14 protein-coding genes are annotated in these 16,687 nt (G+C 67.9%); 7 read left to right on the top strand and 7 right to left on the bottom strand.

All coding sequences use genetic code 11. The features are described from left to right. Positions 1-50 precede the first annotated feature (50 nt). Complete coding sequence (locus AC2A1N_RS15605; RefSeq protein ID WP_061479589.1) at positions 51-830, top strand: polysaccharide deacetylase family protein; 780 nt, start codon at positions 51-53, stop codon at positions 828-830. Between the two features lie 125 nt (positions 831-955). Here the strand turns inward: AC2A1N_RS15605 and AC2A1N_RS15600 are convergent, their stop codons facing one another. The 3 genes from AC2A1N_RS15600 to AC2A1N_RS15590 are packed head-to-tail and all read right to left on the bottom strand — an operon-like array spanning position 956 to position 3,575. Next, complete coding sequence (locus AC2A1N_RS15600) at positions 956-1,675, bottom strand: class I SAM-dependent methyltransferase (RefSeq protein WP_154351405.1); 720 nt, start codon at positions 1,673-1,675, stop codon at positions 956-958. A gap of 4 nt (positions 1,676-1,679) precedes the next feature. After that, positions 1,680-2,297: an SGNH/GDSL hydrolase family protein gene (locus tag AC2A1N_RS15595; protein ID WP_242891364.1), complete on the bottom strand. Its 618-nt coding sequence runs from the start codon at positions 2,295-2,297 to the stop codon at positions 1,680-1,682. Between the two features lie 3 nt (positions 2,298-2,300). Beyond that, the gene (locus AC2A1N_RS15590; protein ID WP_242891366.1) at positions 2,301-3,575 is read right to left on the bottom strand and encodes a pyridoxal phosphate-dependent aminotransferase; all 1,275 of its coding nucleotides are present in this window, start codon (positions 3,573-3,575) and stop codon (positions 2,301-2,303) included. Positions 3,576-3,688: 113 nt separating this feature from the next. Between AC2A1N_RS15590 and rsgA the strand changes: the two genes are divergently transcribed. Beyond that, a complete protein-coding gene (rsgA, locus tag AC2A1N_RS15585) occupies positions 3,689-4,798 on the top strand; it encodes a ribosome small subunit-dependent GTPase A (RefSeq protein WP_134969347.1) in 1,110 nt (369 codons plus the stop codon). A gap of 123 nt (positions 4,799-4,921) precedes the next feature. Further along, the gene (locus AC2A1N_RS15580; RefSeq protein WP_061479584.1) at positions 4,922-6,175 is read left to right on the top strand and encodes a flavohemoglobin expression-modulating QEGLA motif protein; all 1,254 of its coding nucleotides are present in this window, start codon (positions 4,922-4,924) and stop codon (positions 6,173-6,175) included. Between the two features lie 438 nt (positions 6,176-6,613). On the opposite strand, the gene AC2A1N_RS15575 is transcribed toward AC2A1N_RS15580, so the two are convergent. From AC2A1N_RS15575 to AC2A1N_RS15560, 4 genes are all read right to left on the bottom strand, one after another. Then, a complete protein-coding gene (locus AC2A1N_RS15575) occupies positions 6,614-8,911 on the bottom strand; it encodes a TonB-dependent receptor (RefSeq protein ID WP_134968459.1) in 2,298 nt (765 codons plus the stop codon). 202 nt (positions 8,912-9,113) lie between these two features. After that, a complete protein-coding gene (gene phbB, locus AC2A1N_RS15570; RefSeq protein WP_005419193.1) occupies positions 9,114-9,854 on the bottom strand; it encodes an acetoacetyl-CoA reductase in 741 nt (246 codons plus the stop codon). 24 nt (positions 9,855-9,878) lie between these two features. Beyond that, entirely contained in the window at positions 9,879-11,207 is a 1,329-nt protein-coding gene (locus tag AC2A1N_RS15565; RefSeq protein WP_005419191.1) for a CitMHS family transporter, read from the bottom strand. A gap of 75 nt (positions 11,208-11,282) precedes the next feature. Next, the gene (locus AC2A1N_RS15560) at positions 11,283-12,422 is read right to left on the bottom strand and encodes an OprO/OprP family phosphate-selective porin (RefSeq protein ID WP_242891383.1); all 1,140 of its coding nucleotides are present in this window, start codon (positions 12,420-12,422) and stop codon (positions 11,283-11,285) included. Between the two features lie 242 nt (positions 12,423-12,664). Between AC2A1N_RS15560 and AC2A1N_RS15555 the strand changes: the two genes are divergently transcribed. The 4 genes from AC2A1N_RS15555 to AC2A1N_RS15540 are packed head-to-tail and all read left to right on the top strand — an operon-like array spanning position 12,665 to position 16,469. Continuing rightward, complete coding sequence (locus AC2A1N_RS15555; RefSeq protein WP_014038433.1) at positions 12,665-13,354, top strand: response regulator transcription factor; 690 nt, start codon at positions 12,665-12,667, stop codon at positions 13,352-13,354. Then, the gene (locus AC2A1N_RS15550; protein ID WP_061479580.1) at positions 13,347-14,738 is read left to right on the top strand and encodes a sensor histidine kinase; all 1,392 of its coding nucleotides are present in this window, start codon (positions 13,347-13,349) and stop codon (positions 14,736-14,738) included. Before AC2A1N_RS15555 ends, AC2A1N_RS15550 begins: the two co-directional genes overlap by 8 nt. Then, on the top strand, positions 14,735-15,790 hold the full coding sequence (locus AC2A1N_RS15545) for an ABC transporter substrate-binding protein (RefSeq protein ID WP_061479579.1): 1,056 nt from the start codon (positions 14,735-14,737) through the stop codon (positions 15,788-15,790). Before AC2A1N_RS15550 ends, AC2A1N_RS15545 begins: the two co-directional genes overlap by 4 nt. Before the next feature lie 28 nt (positions 15,791-15,818). Beyond that, positions 15,819-16,469: a response regulator gene (locus tag AC2A1N_RS15540; RefSeq protein ID WP_061479578.1), complete on the top strand. Its 651-nt coding sequence runs from the start codon at positions 15,819-15,821 to the stop codon at positions 16,467-16,469. Positions 16,470-16,687: the final 218 nt, after the last annotated feature.

Raw genomic sequence — 16,687 nt, 5'->3', positions numbered from 1 at the left:
GGTTCCGGGAATTCGAACCATCGATTCTACCCCTCATGGCATCATGGGGGATGAGCAACGCAGGAACATTGCATCGCATTCCGACCCGGCCCTGGCGCTGGCTGCCCTGGCTGGTGGCGTCGCAGCTGCTGGTGATCCTGGTCTGGGTCCTGGCGGGCTGGCACTGGGGGTTGCCGCTGATGGTGGCCAGCCACGCACTGTTCTTGGTGCCGGTGTTCCTGCCCAACAGTCGCTTCTATGCGCCGGTGCTGAGCCGGTTGCCGGATGCCGGCAACAGCGTCTGGTTGACCATTGATGACGGTCCTGGCCCGGAAACCCGTGCCGTCCTCGACCTGCTGGACCGCCACCAGGCCCACGCCACCTTTTTCCTGGTGGGCGAGCGCGCGCTGGCGCAGCCGGAACTGGTGCAGGAGATCCTGCGCCGCGGCCACGACCTGGGCAACCACAGCCACAGCCATCCGCAGGCGCGCTTCTGGCGGCTGGGCCCGGCGGCGATGCGCGCCGAGATCGAGGGCTGCCAGCACGCGCTGCAGGCGGTAAGCGGTCGCCCGGTGCGCTGGTACCGCTCGGTGGTGGGCATGACCAATCCGTTCGTGGCGCCGGTGCTGCAGCGGCTGGGCCTGGTCCGGGTCGGCTGGAGCGCGCGCGGCTTCGACGGCATCGGTTGCACGGCGCAGGGGGTGCTCGACCGCCTGCTGCCGGATCTGCGACCGGGGGCCATCGTGCTGCTGCATGAGGGGGCCGCCCACGGTCACAACCTGGCGATCATCGAGGGCGTGCTGCAGGCACTGGACGAGCGCGGGCTGAAAGCGCGGCTGCCGGTCCCGTAACGCCGGCCCTGGTGATGTAGAGCAGCCGGGCATGGGCTCGGCTCTACAAGGGGGGCGCTACTGTAGCGCCCGAGCCGATGCTCGGGCGGCGGTGCGCAGCACCGGAAAAACGTCGCAGCGCGGCTCTACAGCGCGGGGCGTTCGGCCACCAGCAACCAGCTGTTGAATGGCGTGCGCCCATGCAGGGGACGCGGCGCCGTCACCTGCAATCCGGCCTCGGCCAGTGTCGCTTGCAGCACGTGCGGGTCGGGGTAATGGCGCGGCCGCATGCCCATCCAGCCGACCAGCCAGGCCAACCGGTCCGCCACCCGCGTGGTGCGGTCGCGACCATCGCCGGTGGCCAGCGGGGTGCGCAGCAGCAGGCGGCCGCCGGCGGCCACCCGCGCGCTGGCCGCACGCAGCAGTGCCAGTTGTGGGCCCGCGTCCAGGTACTGCAGCACATCCAGCAACAGGACGTGTCCGGGTTGCGCCGGCAGTGGCGCCTGCACGTCCAGGCAGTCGAAGCGCACAGCGTGCAGGCCGGTGGCGGCACGCTGGGCACGGGTGATCTTGCTGGCATCCACGTCCACGCCGAGGTAGGGGTGGGTGCCGCCGCGCTGGCGCAGCACATGGGCGAACAGCCCCAACCCGCAGCCCAGGTCCAGCACCGGCTGCCCGTCGTCGCGCAGATGCTGCAGCACGCCGTCATACAACGGGTCGCTGCCGAGCTTGCCGCGGGTGTAGTAGTAGTCGCGACGGCTGCCCCAGGCCCGTGCCGGGCGGAACGCTTCGGCGATCGCGCGGGCCTGCGGGGCGGTCAGCGGTGTGCAGGGCAGGGGCGGGCCGTTCCGTGGCTTACCATCCATCGTGTCAGTCCGTTCCGCCGAGCAGGCGTGCGGCGACCGGCAGCGCGCGCGCGCTCCACAATGCGTACATCCGCGCCGACGGGTGCAGGCCGTCTTCGGCGATCATTGCCGGGTTGCCGCCCTGGTCACGGCTGATGTCGGTGATGTCGACGAAGGCCACGCCCTGCTGGGTGCTGATCACCTCGGCCGCTGCGTTGAACTCGTCGGTCTCGATCTCGATGGTGGCCAGGTCGCGGCCGCTGCCGGCACCGAACGGCGTCGCGCCCCAGTCGGGGAAGGACAGCACCAGCACGCGCCCGGGGCGGCCACCGGCCAAGCCGATCGCCCGCTGCAGCAGGGCCTGGAACTGTACGCGGTACTCGTCCAGCGGCCGGCCGCGGTACTGGTTGTTGACGCCGATCAGCAGGCTGACGAAATCGAACGGGCCCTGGGGCGCAGCCGCATCGATGCCGGCGTCCAGCTCGTCGGTGGTCCAGCCGGTGGTGGCGATGGTCTGCGGGTCGGCCAGCGCCACATCCTGCGCACGCAGGGCGGCGGCCAGCTGGTGCGGCCAGCGGTCTTCGACGGCAACGGCTTCTCCGACGGTGTACGAGTCGCCCAGCGCCAGGTAGGACAGCGCCACCGCTCAGGCCACCGAACGGCGCGGCTTCAGCGGCACGACCTTGGTCGCGTCCTCGGCACGCCGGGCCAGCACGCGGTCGATGCGGGCGAACACATCGCGCATCACCGAGGCTTCCGGCAACAGGGTCACGCGGAAATGATGGCGGTAGGGCACGTTGAAGCTGGAACCCGGTACCACCAGCACGCCTTCGTTGTTCATCAGGTCCAGCGCGAAGTCGTGGTCGTCAAAGCCCTTGGCAGCGGCACCGACCACGGCCGGGAACGCATACAGCGCACCGGCCGGCGCGACCAGCGACAGGTGCTCGCTGGCTTCGCAGGCGTCGATCACCGCGCGGCGGGTTTCATACAGGCGGCCGCCCGGGGTGCACAGTTCGGAGATGGTGTCCGGGCCGTTCACTGCGGCCTCGATGGCGTACTGGCCCGGCACGTTGGCGCACAGGCGCAGCGCGCCCAGCAGGTCCAGCGCGGCGCGGAAGTCGCCCAGGCGCGCGTCGTCGCCGCTGAGATGGGCCCAGCCCACGCGCCAGCCGCAGGCACGGTGCACCTTGCTCAGGCCGCTGAAGGTCAGGCACGGATGGTCGCCGGCCAGCGGCGCGACCGGTTGGAACACCGCATCGTCGTACAGGATCTGGTCGTAGATCTCATCGACCAGCAGCAGCAGGTTGTGGCGGCGTGCGATCTCGACCACGTGCTCCAGCAGTTCGCGCGGGTAGCTGGCGCCGCTGGGGTTGTTCGGGTTGATCAGCACGATGGCGCGGGTGCGCGAGGACACCAGCGTCTCGATCTCGCTCGGGTCCGGCTGGAAGCCGTTTTCGGCGGCGCAGCGGTAGTACACCGGTCGGCCATCGTTGAGGATGGTGGAGGCCGACCACAGCGGGTAGTCCGGCGACGGCACCAGCACCTCATCGCCCGGATTGAGCAGTGCGCGCAGCGACAGGTCGATCAGCTCGCTGACACCGTTGCCGACGAACACGCGGTCCGGATGTGCATCCGGTGCGCCGCGGCGGGCGTAGTAATCGGCGATGGCTTCACGCGCCACCGGCAGGCCCTGCTGGTGGGTGTACGGGTCGGTGCGGCCCATGTCGTCGGCGATCGCGCGCTGCAGGTGCTCGGGTGCGCGGAAACCGAAGTTGCCCGGGTTGCCGATGTTGAGCTTGATCAGCTTGCGGCCCTGCGCCTCCAGCTCCCGCGCTCGCCGGGCCAGTTCTCCGCGGATTTCGTAGCGCACTTCGGAAAGGCGCTCGCGGATGGCCAGGGGCTTGGGCGAGATGGTGGACATGAGGCTGGGCCGTCAAAAGGCATGGGGATTCCATCCTACCGGAATTGCTGCAGTGCATGGCAATGGCTCCGGGCCTGCCATTGCTGGGCTGGCCGGGGGCCGTCACAGGTAGAATGGCGGCGATGACCCAGACCCCCGATTTCATCGCCCTGCAGACCATCGGCTGGCCCTGGCCGGGCCCGGCGCAGCAGGCCGACTGGCAGGCCGTGATGGCCGCACATCCGCAGGCCCGCCCGGCACGGGTGATCGAGCAGCACCGGACCCATTACGTGGTGGCCGATGGCCCGGATGCGGCGATCAAGGCCGAGTCACTGCCGGAATGGCAGCGCCCGCGCTTTCCCAGCCACGAGCGGCCGGCCGTGGGCGACTGGGTGCTGCTGGACGGCGTCCGCATCGTCGCGCTGCTGCCACGTCGCACCGCGATCAAGCGTGGCGCCGCCGGTGAGCACTACCACCAGCAGGTGATCGCAGCGAACATTGATACGGTGTTCATCGTCTGTGGGCTGGATGCCGACTTCAATCCGCGCCGCATCGAGCGCTACCTGCTGCTGGTCGGCGGTGGCGGCGCCGAACCGGTGGTGGTGCTGACCAAGGCCGACCAGACCGAGTACAGCGAGGATGCGCTGGCAGTGCTGGAAGAGCTGGAGATGCAGGGCATCGCGCTGCATGCGATCAACGGCCTGGATGCCGACAGCGTGGCGGTGCTGCGGCCGTGGCTGGGCCCGGGGCGCACGGTGGTACTGGTGGGTTCCTCCGGTGCCGGCAAATCCACGCTGACCAACACCCTGCTCGGCGAGCAGCGGATGAAGACCAACGCGGTGCGCGCCAACGATTCGCGCGGCCGCCACACCACCACCCATCGCGCGTTGATGCCGCTTCCGACCGGCGCCTGCCTGATCGACACCCCCGGCATGCGCGAGCTGAAACCGACCGGCGAAGAAACGCTGTCCGAAGGTGGCTTCGCCGATATCGAAGCGCTGGCCACGCAGTGCCGTTTCAACGACTGCAAGCATCAGCAGGAACCGGGCTGCGCTGTTCGTGCAGCGATCGACGCTGGCGAGATCGAAGAGAGCCGCCTGCTGAACTACTTCAAGCTGAAGGAAGAAGTGGCTGCCGCCGCCGCCAAGCTGGCGGTTCGCCAGGCCGAGACCGCGCAGGAACGTGGCGGCAAGAAGGGCAAAGGCCAGCAGTTCCGCCCGGCCGGAAAGCCACGCCGGCGCTGACAGTGCAGCCGAGCGTGGGCTCGGCTCTACAACGGTTGTATCCCGGGACACCTTGTAGCGCCCGAGCCAATGCTCGGGCGGCGGCGCACTGCGCCTGGCACGGCAGGGCGCTATAGTCCGCGCATGGAACCGACCGCGACGCTGGACCGTGAGGTGGCCCACCATGCAGCGCTCGATGCGCGCCTGGTCGAGGCCGTGGGAGGCATCCGCCTGCTGGGGCTGACCAGCTGGCCGGCCACGGTGCAGGTACCGTTCCTGGACAGCGTGGCGCGCGGCCAGCCGGTGCTGCCGAAGGTGGATTACCCTCGGCTGGACTTCAGCGAAGAGCGCCGTGCGCTGGCCGCGATCGCTGCCGACTGCGATGACAGCCACCCGCTGGGCCACTATGTGCAGCAGTCGGCGCAGAGCTGGGACCTGGCCGCGCAGCTGCTTGAGGGGCTGGGCACTGCCGCCGTCGATACCTGTTCGGTGCAGCTGTTCGGCGCGCCCGAGCAGCCGCTGCCGGGCAATGGCCCGAGTACGCGCGACGCGGCACGCCACTTCATCCAGATTGCCGCCGAACTGGACCACGAACTGCTGGCACCGGAAGAGCAGGTACCGGTCTCGGCCATCGCGCTGCAACTGCAGTTGCAGAACGACCTGGATGCGTTCTTCGAATCGCGCATCATCCAGGTGCAGCTGGATCCGGAGCTGGTGTCCAAGGCGGCTGCCGGCCCGACCCGCATCCGCCTGCGTACCAGTGCGCGCTTCAGTGCCTACGACCGCGCGCAGCTGTTCCACCACGAAGCGCTGGTGCATTCGCTGACCGCATTGAACGGCCGCGAACAACCGGTGTTGCCCAGCCTGGCGTTGTCCTCGCCACGGGTGACCGCCACCCAGGAAGGGCTGGCGACGTTTGCCGAGCAGATCACCGGCAGCATCGACATCGAGCGCCTCAAGCGCATCAGCCTGCGTACCGAAGCGATTGCGATGGCACGCGAAGGCGCCGATTTCATCGAAGTGTTCCGCTATTTCTGCGATGCGGGGCAGAACGCGGAAGAGAGTTTCGCCTCGGCGCAGCGCGTGTTCCGCGGCGTGCCGCCCCGTGGCGGCCTGGCCTTCACCAAGGACACGGTGTACCTGCGCGGGCTGGTGTCGGTGCACACCTTCTTCCGGCACATGCTGGCCGAAGACCGCCTGCAGGTCTGCCGCTGGTTGTTTGCCGGCAAGATGAGCCTGGCCGATGCGATCGCGTTCGCGCCGCTGTTCGAGGCGGGGGTATTGAAGCCACCGCGCTGGCTGCCGCACTGGGTGAGCCGGGCGAACGGCCTGGCCGGCATGCTGGCGTTTTCGCTGTTTGCCAACCGGATACGGATGGACCAGCTGGCACCGGAATGAAATGCGTTGGCGGGATGATGCGCTGGCACCTCGATGGATATCGCTGGGCGGCGGTGGGGCACCCTGGCCAGGACACGCCGTAAACCCATCCATGGGGGCTCGATCGGCGCATCCATGCGCCTCACGGTCCTGGCCAGGGTGCCCCACCGCCGCCAGACAGTTTCCCGCGCGGGCGGCAGCACATCACCGCGCCGAAGGGATTGCGCTTGAAAAGCAAAGAGCCGGGCAATGCCCGGCTCTTTGCTTTTGCTCTTCTTTGCCTTCCGCACCGTGGCGCGGGAAGCCGTCGAGCAGGGTCGGATGGGCCGGCGCAGGACCGTTGGCGCCATGGATGGCGCCATCGAGCCCCCATGGATGGGTTTACGGCGTGTCCTGCGCCGGCCCATCCGGCTCTGCCCCGCGATGATAATCAAGACGCCACGGAGCAACGCTTTCGATTTAGAACTCCGCCGCCACCGTCATGAACAGCTGCCGCGGCGCGCTCGCATGGATCGCATAGCGCGTGCCCTTCGGATCGGTCGGTGCGAACGAGCTCAGCTGGCCGGCGTAGCGCTTGTTGGTCAGGTTGGTCGCATTCAACGACACCCGAACGTTGCGCAGGCCCAGGCCCGGGCCGAAGTCGTAGCCTGCACCGGCGTCGAAGGTGGTCACGCCCGGCACCGACTGGTCGTTGGTGTAGGTGTAGTAGCGCTTGCCGGTGTACTTGGCGCGCAGGCTGGCGAAGAAGCCATCGCGGTTCCAGCTGATCTCGCTGGAGGCCATGCGCTGCGGCGTATCCACCGTGATCTTGCCGGCCACCGGCACGATCGCGCCGCCCGAGGTGTAGTCATCCTCGTAGGTGGTCTTGTTCCAGGACAGCGCGTTGTACCACTGCAGGCCGTCGATCGGCTTGAGGATGAAGGTCAGTTCCGCGCCGTGGCTCTTTACCGAACCGACGTTGATGAAGCGCGTCACGCACTCCGGACGCGTGCCGACTTCGATGCTCGAGCACGGGTTCAGCGACAGCAGGCGGTTGTCGAATTTCACGTTGTAGGCGGCGATCGAGGCCTGGTACTTCTCGCCGAAGGTACGGAAGCCGGCTTCCAGGCTCTTGGACTTCTCCGGTTCCAGCCCGGCGCTGGCCGCGAACGATTCCGGCGACACCTGCAGCGGGCCACCGCTGCCGCCACCGACAAAGGCGGCGATGTTCTCGGCGTACGAGGCAAACAGTTCATTGTTGGCGTTGAGCTTGAAACCCAGGCCCACCTGCGGCAGCACCGACTTCTTGGCGGTCAGCGTGCCCGAGGCGATGCGGGTTTCCACGCCCGGCTGGGCGGTGGCGCGCATGCGGGTGTTCGGGCTCTTGATGCCCACGTCCACGGTCAGGCGCTGGTCCAGGAAGCGCATGCGGTCCTGCACGTAGAACTGGCGCGTGCGGATGTCGAAGTCCTGGTTGAACAGCAGGCGGTCCGGGTTCTTCAGGTACAGGTCGTCCAGGAACGGGCCACTGATGTAGTAGAAGTTGCGCGAGACGTTGTGGTCGTTCTGCTCGTACCACAGGCCGGCTTCCAGTTCGTGGATGCCCACCGTCCACGACAGCGCGGCGGTCAGACCATCGCGGTTGATCGTGTAGTTGGTGCTGCGGATCGAAATCGGCAGCATCCTGTCGGTGCCCGGGTAGGACGGCTGGCCCGGTGCCCACCAGTGGCCCTGGCCACGGTTGTCGTGGTGGTAGGCCAGCAGCTTCAGGCGACCCTGCTCGCCCAGGCGCAGGTCGGCATCGACCGAATACAGGTTGTCGTCGCGCAGTGCACGGCTCTGGTAGTACGCATCGTCGATGCTGTTGACGCCGCCGCTGAACCTGCAGCGCGCCTTGTTGTAGGTGCCCGGCGCGCAGTACGCGGCGGCGACGGCGCGATCCCAGTCCGGCGCGTAGATGTTCCAGTCATAGCCCAGGCCGCGGGCCAGCATGTCCTTGGACAGGTAGGCGTAGTTGGCCTGGCTGGCGCGCGAGGTCGCCACGAACGCACCGAAACGGTGGTCGCCGACATTCCACACGGCCTTGGCGTTGAACTGGCGGGTGGTCTGGTTCTGGTACGGCGCCGCCCACATGTCCTGGTCCTGGTGCACGCCGGACACATAGGCCGAGAAGCCGTTGAGGTCGCCGGTATCCACGCGCAGGTAGCCGCGACGCTGGTTGTTGTCACCCACGGTGACGCTGGCGCGGCCACCGAATTCGGTGGACGGGTCCATCGAGAAGTACTGGATGGTGCCGCCTAGGTTGCTGGTCGAAGCCACGCCCAGCGAGCCGATGCCCTGCGACAACTCTGCGCCGGCCAGGTTCTCGGCGATGATCGCGCGGGCAATGCTCAGGCCGTTGTAGTTGCCGTAGCTGTTGTCACCCAGCGGAATGCCATCAAGCGTGTAGCCGAGGCGGCTCTTGTCGAAGCCGCGCAGGCTGATGGTCTGCGATTCTTCGTTGGCGCCGAAGGCGTCGTTGGACTGCACCGACACGCCCGGCAGGCGGTCGAGGATCTTCTGGCCACTGGAGCCCGGCGGCAGCACCTGCTTGTCGACGGCGGTGATGCGCTGTACCTGGCGGGTCTCGCCCTGGCCGATCACGGAGACGGTATCCAGCGTCTGCGCGCTCAGCGCGGCTTCGGTGCTGGTGCCGGTATCGGCGGTGGTGGCGGCATGTGCGCTGGCGGCGGCGAAGAGCGCGATCGCCACGGCGATCGTCAGGTGTCGGGTCTGCATGATGGTCCGTTGCATGGGGGGTGGTCACCGGCACGGGTGCGCGGTGCATGGCCACTATGCGAACGGAACATGAAACCTTCTTTACGAGAAACCAACGAACGACGCAGGCCCCCGTGCGTGTCCTGCAACCCGATAGAAAAAGGGGCCGGATCCCCCTCGCGAACGAAGATTCACCGGCCCCGCGCACTCCGTGGGGGAGGGCTCAACCCATGTACAGGCCACCGTTGACCGGATAGTCGGCACCGGTCACGTACGAGGCTTCATCCGAGGCCAGCCACGCGCACAGGCCGGCCACTTCCTCGGGCCGACCCAGCCGGCGCACCGGCACCGAGGCGGCCAGCCGATCCAGTACATCCGGCGGGAAGCTGCTGATCGCCTGGCTGGCGATGTAGCCTGGCGACAGCGTGTTGACGGTGACCCCGCGCGAGGCCACTTCGGCGGCCAGTGCACGGCTGAAACCGTGCATCGCGGCCTTGGCGGTGGCGTAGTTCACCTGGCCGATCTGGCCCTTGTGGGCGCTGACCGAACCGATGTTGATGATGCGGCCCCAGCCGCGCGTGGCCATGCCATCGACCACCTGCTTGGTCAGGTTGAACAGCGCATTGAGGTTGGAGGCGATCACCGCGTTCCAGTCTTCCACCGTCATCTGCCGGAAAAGAAGGTCGCGGCTGCCGCCGGAGTTGTTGACCAGCACGTCCACTTCACCGACTTCTGCACGGACCTTGGCGAACGCGGCGCTGGTCGAGGCCCAGTCGGTGGCGTTGCCTTCGGAGGCGATGAAGTCGAAGCCCTGTTCGCGCTGCTCGCGCAGCCAGTTGGCCTTGCGCGGCGAGTTGGGCGCGCAGCCGGCGACCACGGTGTGGCCGCTGCGGGCCAGGCTCTGGCAGATGGCAGTGCCGACACTGCCCATTCCACTGGTGACGTAAGCGATTCGAAGCGTCATTGCAGAAGGCTCCTTGGCAAAGGGTCAGGCGGCGAGGGGATACAGGCCGAACAGCAGGCTGCCGATCATCAGCAGCATCGAGATGGCGATGGCCCACTTCAGGGTGAACTTCTGGTGGTCGGCGAATTCGACCTTGGCCAGGCCCACCAGCAGGTAGGTGGACGGCACCAGCGGGCTGAGCAGGTGCACCGGCTGGCCGGCCAGCGAGGCGCGCGCCATCTCCACCGGGGTGATGCCGTAGTTGCCGGCCGCCTCCGACAGGATCGGCAGCACGCCGAAGTAGAACGCGTCGTTGGACATGAAGAAGGTGAACGGCATCGATGCCACGGCGGTGATCACCGCCAGGTACGGGCCCCACGACTCCGGAATCACCGCCAGGAAGCTGTGCGACATCGCCTCGACCATGCCGGTGTTGTTGAGGATGCCGGTGAAGATGCCCGCGGCGAAGATCAGCGACACCACCGACAGCACGTTGCCGGCGTGGTTGACCACGCGGCGGCGCTGTTCGGCCAGGTTCGGGTAGTTGATCACCAGGGCGATGGCGAAGCCGACCATGAACAGCACCGGCATCGGCAGCACGCCGATGATCAGCGCGGTCATCAGCGCCACGGTCAGGGCCAGGTTGACCCACAGCAGCTTCGGACGCTTGATGTCCTCGGCGTCTTCCACGGTCGGCAGCGGGTTGCTGTCATCGGACACGCTGTTGTCCATCCAGCTGCCGCCCTTGGGCAGGGTCACCACGCCAAGGCGACGGCGTTCCTTCAGGCCCAGGTACCAGGCCAGCAGCAGCACGCCGGCACAGGCGATCACCATCGACGGGATCAGCGGCACGAACACATCGGCCGGGTCCACGTGCAGCGCGGTGGCCGCGCGTGCGGTCGGGCCGCCCCACGGGGTCAGGTTCATCACGCCGCCGGCCAGGATGGTCACGCAGGTCATGTTCAGCGCGTTCATGCCGAGGCGCTGGTACAGCGGCAGCATCGCCGAGACGGTGATCATGTAGGTGGTCGAACCGTCGCCATCGAGCGAGATCAGCATCGCCAGCACCGCGGTGCCGAGCACGATCTTCATCGGATCGCCCTTGACGAAGCGCAGGATCACCCGTACCAGCGGATCGAACAGGCCGGCGTCGATCATCACCCCGAAGTAGAGGATGGCGAACATCAGCATCACGCCGGTCGGCGCGATCTTCTTGATGCCCTCCAGCATCATCTCGTCGATGCCGGCACCGAAGCCGCCGATCAGCGCGAACAGGATGGGGATGGTGATCAGGGCGACGAGCGGCGACAGGCGTTTGCTCATGATCAAGTACATGAACGTAATGACCATGCCAAAGCCGAGGATGCTCAGCATCATCTGCGGACTCCTTGCGAATACAGGACGTGGGGGAGTGGAAGGGGCCCGGGCGGCATACCCGGGAATTCGGGCTTAGAAGTCGTACTGCAGGCGTCCGGTGACCGCGCGCGTGCGGTCCACCGTCACCCCGGCCAGGCGGTCGCGGTTGCGGCTTTCGATCACGTTGAGCATGAAGCGCAGGTTGTCGCGCAGGTACCAGTTGCCACCCAGCGTCCAGGCTTCGGTGCTGCCACGGCGCAGGTCCGGCGCACCATCGAGATGCTGCGCACCCCACATCTGGTCGTAGCGCAGCGCTACTTCGAAGGCACCGGCCTTGTGGCGGATGTCCTTGACCCGTGCGAAGCGGCCGGTCTTGCGGTCGTAGGCACGGCTTTCGCCGGTGACGAACCAGCTGAGCATGCCGTAGGCCGCCATCACGTCGCCGCGCTGCGCACCGTCATCGAAGGTGGCGCCACTGAACTCGCCCTGCCACGACAACGGGCCGCGCACCTGCGCGTATTCCAGCGACCACTTGTTGACGTCGGTATCGCGGCCGGCGGAGAAGTCGACAAGGGTCAGGCGGCTTTCATCGGACAGGTGGCCGGCCGGGCGTGGTCGGATCTTCAGGCCCGGAACGCCGTTCGCGCCGGGGTTGTCATAGGCCTCGCGGGCCAGCGACAGGCCCAGGTGCAGCACGTCGCCATCGGCGGGCGAGGGCGCCCAGGTGACACGGCCACCGGCGGCACGCCCCTTCACCTGCCAGGCGTCGATGCTTTCCAGGCTGTAGATGCTGGCGGCCCAGGTGAAGTCACCCGGGTTGGCCTGCCACGAAGCGCCCAGGCGGTACAGCGGCGCCAGCGTGGTGCCGGCGTTGCCGCGCTCCAGGAAGCTGCCGTAGTTGGAACTGGTGCGGTCATCCAGCGAGAAGTACTGCTTGAACTGGCCGACGGTGAGCTTGCCGGCCTTGCCGAAGCTGCGCGTCAGGTACACGTCCTTGGCCTCGACGCGGTCGCCGGAGAAATCGGCTTCCAGCTTGTAGTCGACCACGAAGAACCTGCCGGACACGTCCAGCCAGGCACGACGGATCTCGGTGTCGTCCTTGTTCGGGGTGCCGCGGTCGTCGTTGTCGAAGGTGGCGAAGTCCAGGTGCAGGCGGCCACCGAGGGTGGCGGTGACCGGGCGGTCGTCTTCGGCAGCGAAGGCCGGCGCCGACAGGGCAGCCAGCGCCATCATGGCGGCAGGACGCCGCCAGGCAAACGTGAATTCCACAAACCCTCCCAGGTGCGCGCCAGGCGCGCGGCAATCGTGGGCACCGGACGGTGCGCGGCCGCAGTCTGGGTCGGGCAAGCTGTCATCGTCCTGTCAGCGGTTTGTGCGGTGCAGCGTAAATCCGGCCGCTGCGCTCGCTGGGCCACACCCGGCAAGCGCGGCGGCGGCATGCGGTAGCATTCGGTTCCCCTCCCACCCGTGTGCCCATGCGCCTGCTGCTGGTCGAAGACAACCCGGATCTGGCCGATGCGATCATTCGCCGGATGCGCCGCAGCGGGCACGCTGTGGACTGGCAGGCTGATGGCCTGGCCGCCGCCAGCGTGCTGCGCTACCAGAGCTTCGACCTGGTGGTGCTGGACATCGGCCTGCCCAAGCTCGATGGCCTGCGCGTGCTGGCCGGCATGCGCGAGCGCGGTGACAGCACGCCGGTGCTGATGCTGACCGCGCGCGATGGCATCGAGGATCGCGTGCAGGCGCTGGATGTCGGTGCCGACGATTACCTGGGCAAGCCATTCGATTTCCGCGAGTTCGAAGCGCGCTGCCGCGTGCTGCTGCGGCGTGCGCGTGGCCAGGCCAGCGAAGTGGTGCAGATCGGCGGCTTCCAGTTCGACAACGCTGCGCACCGGGTCAGCCTCGACGGCGAACCGATCGAACTGCCCAACCGCGAGTACCGCCTGCTGGAGATCCTGGTCGGGCGCCTCGGCCAAGTGGTCGGCAAGGATGAGATCGGCAACGGCCTGTTCGGTTTCGATGACGAAGCGGGCCCGAATGCCATCGAGTTGTATGTTGGCCGCCTGAGAAAGAAGCTGGCCGGCGCACCGCTGCGCATCACCACGGTGCGCGGTGTCGGCTATCTGCTGGAAGCCAGCGACGCCAGTGCCGACGCCGATGGCTGACATGCGCGCTGCAACGGCCGCGCCGGGCTCGCTGCGGCGCACGCTGCTGCTCTACCTCGGCGTGCTGCTGGCGGTGTTCGCAGTGGCCCTGCTGTTCGCCGCGCGCGATTACGGCCAGCGCGCCGCCAATCGATCCTACGATCACCTGCTGGTGTCCTCGGCGTTGTCCATTGCCGATTCGGTGGCCCTGGTCGATGGCCAGTGGCAGGTCGATCTGCCGTATGCGGCGTTGGACCTGCTGGCGATGGCACCGGAAGACCGCGTGTTCTACAGGGTGGCCGACAACCGCGGCAACCTGATCACCGGCTATGGCGACCTGCCGGCACCGCCGCGCCGGCCAGGTACCCAGCCGCAGCTGTTCGATGCCACCTACAGCGGCGAAACCGTGCGCTTCGTGGTGGTCAGCCGCAGCTTCGCCGCCGCCTCGGCGCAGGGCGAGGTGCAGGTCCAGGTCGGCCAGACCCGGCTTGCGCGTGAAGCGGTCGCGCAGGACATGGTCAATCGCGCGTTGCTGGCGATCGGCGTGCTGTCCGGGCTGCTGCTGGCACTGGTGGCGTTCGGCGTGCATCGCGCATTCCGGCCGCTGGTGCGGGTGGAGCGCGAGCTGTCGCGACGGGAGCCGTCCGACCTGAAGCCGCTGGATGCCCGCGTTCCGCGCGAGATGGACCAGATGGTGGCGGCGCTGAACCGCTTCATGGAACGCCTGTCCAGCAGCAACGAGACACTGCGCGCGTTCATGGCCGAGGCTGCGCACCAGATGCGCACGCCGCTGGCTGCATTGCGCGCACAGGCACAGCTGGCGCTGGATGATGACGATCCGGAGGACATGCGGCGCAGCCTGCAGGCGATCGAGCGCAACGCCACCCATATGAGCCGGCTGCTGAACCAGCTGCTCAGCGATGCCAGCGTGATCCATCGTTCACATCTGCAGCGCTTTGCAGCGGTGGACCTGGCCGAGACCGTGCACCAGGCCTTGCATGAAGCGCTGCCGCAGGCCGGTCCGGCGCCGCGCGTGCAGTTGGCGATGACCGCCGAACCGGCACTGGTGCACGGCGATGCGCTGCTGCTGCGCGAGGCGATCAAGAACCTGGTCGACAACGCACTGAAGTACGGCGGTGACGGCGACTTGCAGATTGCCCTTACCGTGGAAGGCGAGCAGGCCGTGCTGACCATCGCCGACCACGGCGCAGGCATCGCCCCGGCCGATGCCGAGCGCGTATTCGAGCGTTTCGCCCGTGGCGAAGGCGCGCCATCCGGCGGTGCCGGGCTGGGCCTGGCCATCGTCAAGCGCGTGGTCGACAGCCATGGCGGCCGCATTGACCTGAGCAACCGCCCGCAGGGCGGGCTGGTCGCCACCATCCGCCTGCCCCGGAGCAGTCCATGATCCGCTTGTTCGCGACGAGTGTTGCGCTGCTGCTGGCCCTGCCGGTGTTGGCCGCGCCCGGCGATGTGCGCCGTTTTCCCGCACAGGGAGCGGCCACCGCGCAGCTGCGCATCCACGGCACCACCGACATCGAAGTGTTCGCGGTGGTCATCGCCGACTACCAGCGCCTTCACCCCGGCACCGAAGTGGTGTACGAGGACATCATCACCCAGGACCTGTACGCGCGTTATCTGCACGACCGTGGCGGGCCGGCATCACCGGACCTGCTGATCTCCAGCGGCATGGACCTGCAGACCAAGCTGGTCAACGATGGCCATGCGCTGCCGCACCGCTCGGCGCAGACCGCGGCGCTGCCGGCGTGGGCGCAATGGCGCAACGAGGCATTCGGCATCAGCTACGAGCCGGTGGTGATGGTCTACAACACCCGCGCACTGCCGGCAGCGAAGGTGCCGCACACGCGCCGCCAGCTGCTGGACCGGCTGCGTGCTGAAGGTGCACCGCTGCGCGGCAAGGTCGGCACCTATGACATCGAGCGCAGCAGTGTCGGCTACCTGCTGGCGACCCAGGACGCGCAGCGCGGCAGCATTGCCGGCGCGCTGCTGGGCGCGCTCGGCGACAACGACGTGGTGCGCGAGGAGCGTACTGGCGTGCTGCTGGACCAGGTGGCCAGTGGCCAGCTGTCGCTGGTCTACAACGTGCTCGGCTCCTACGCGCAGGCACGTGTCGATGCCGGCGCGCCGCTGGCCATCGTCGAGCCCGAGGACTACACGCTGGTGGTACTGCGTACCGCGGTGATCCCGCGCACCGGCCCGCATCCGGAAGAAGCGCGGCGCTTCCTCGATTACCTGCTGTCGCCGCGTGGCCAGCAGGTGCTGTCGCGCGAAGCGCGGCTGATGCCGATCGTGACCGGCAACGCACGGGGTGACGATGCGCCCGGCCGCAGCCGCCGTCCGATCCAGCTCGGCCCGGGCCTGCTGGTGTACCTGGACGCGCTCAAGCGTCGCCAGTTCCTCGATGCCTGGCGCAGCAGCGTCGAGCCGGCCGGGCGCTGAGGCGGCGACCTGCCCGTACAATGGCGGTATGAGCGAATACACCATCCTGATCGCCGATGACCACCCGCTGCTGCGTTCGGCGGTGGTGCAGTCCTTGCGGCAGAGCCTGCCGCTGGCACAGGTGCGCGAGGTTGCGAGCGCCGAGGCGCTGGCCGAGGCACTCGACGCGCATCCCGATGTGGACCTGGTGCTGCTCGACCTGACCATGCCCGGCGCACACGGTTTTTCCGCGCTGCTGCACGTGCGCGGCTCGCATCCGGACATTCCGGTGGTGATCCTCTCGTCCAACGACCATCCGCGGGTGATCCGCCGTGCCCAGCAGTTCGGCGCGGCTGGTTTCATCCCGAAGTCGGCCCCGGCCGAGACCATCGGCGAGGCCGTGCAGACGGTGCTCGACGGCGGCCTGTGGTTCCCGGCGATGGCCGCCGAGCGCTCGGAGGCCGATGCGCTGCTGGCCAGCCGCCTGGCCCAGCTGACCCCGCAGCAGTTCCGCGTGCTGCTCTGCCTGGCCGATGGCCTGCTCAACAAGCAGATCGCCTACACGCTGGGGCTGGCTGAGAACACGGTGAAGGTGCATGTCACCGCCATCCTGAAAAAACTCGAGTGCCATAGCCGCACCCAGGCCGCGGTGCTGGTGAAGGCGCTGGAGCCTGAAGGCGACGCCGGCATCGGGCTGTAGTTTCCAGCCAACGGCATAGCCCCTCGTGGGTGGACACGTAGAGCAGTTCATGGGGGAGGCCGGGCAGGTTCCGTGCGCGTCCACCCACGGAAGAGAAAAGAGGATCAAAAGCAAAGGCAGCCTGGCAGGCCGCTTTTTGTAGAGCCGAGCCCACGCTCGGCTGCTTTCTGGCCGGTCGGTGAAGCCGAGCATGGGCTCGGCTCTACACGAGCATCTAC

The organism is Stenotrophomonas maltophilia group sp. SKK55, from assembly GCF_057179845.1.
This window is presented reverse-complemented; position numbering and strand designations above follow the sequence as displayed.

Coding starts and splice junctions, on each gene's coding strand:
- AC2A1N_RS15575 (WP_134968459.1), bottom strand. CDS start 8,911: ATGCAGACCCGACACCTGACGATCGCCGTGGCGATCGCGCTCTTCGCC.
- AC2A1N_RS15545 (WP_061479579.1), top strand. CDS start 14,735: ATGATCCGCTTGTTCGCGACGAGTGTTGCGCTGCTGCTGGCCCTGCCG.
- AC2A1N_RS15560 (WP_242891383.1), bottom strand. CDS start 12,422: ATGATGGCGCTGGCTGCCCTGTCGGCGCCGGCCTTCGCTGCCGAAGAC.
- AC2A1N_RS15590 (WP_242891366.1), bottom strand. CDS start 3,575: ATGTCCACCATCTCGCCCAAGCCCCTGGCCATCCGCGAGCGCCTTTCC.
- rsgA (WP_134969347.1), top strand. CDS start 3,689: ATGGCGGCGATGACCCAGACCCCCGATTTCATCGCCCTGCAGACCATC.
- AC2A1N_RS15550 (WP_061479580.1), top strand. CDS start 13,347: ATGGCTGACATGCGCGCTGCAACGGCCGCGCCGGGCTCGCTGCGGCGC.
- AC2A1N_RS15605 (WP_061479589.1), top strand. CDS start 51: ATGAGCAACGCAGGAACATTGCATCGCATTCCGACCCGGCCCTGGCGC.
- AC2A1N_RS15555 (WP_014038433.1), top strand. CDS start 12,665: ATGCGCCTGCTGCTGGTCGAAGACAACCCGGATCTGGCCGATGCGATC.
- AC2A1N_RS15580 (WP_061479584.1), top strand. CDS start 4,922: ATGGAACCGACCGCGACGCTGGACCGTGAGGTGGCCCACCATGCAGCG.
- AC2A1N_RS15565 (WP_005419191.1), bottom strand. CDS start 11,207: ATGCTGAGCATCCTCGGCTTTGGCATGGTCATTACGTTCATGTACTTG.
- AC2A1N_RS15540 (WP_061479578.1), top strand. CDS start 15,819: ATGAGCGAATACACCATCCTGATCGCCGATGACCACCCGCTGCTGCGT.
- AC2A1N_RS15600 (WP_154351405.1), bottom strand. CDS start 1,675: ATGGATGGTAAGCCACGGAACGGCCCGCCCCTGCCCTGCACACCGCTG.
- phbB (WP_005419193.1), bottom strand. CDS start 9,854: ATGACGCTTCGAATCGCTTACGTCACCAGTGGAATGGGCAGTGTCGGC.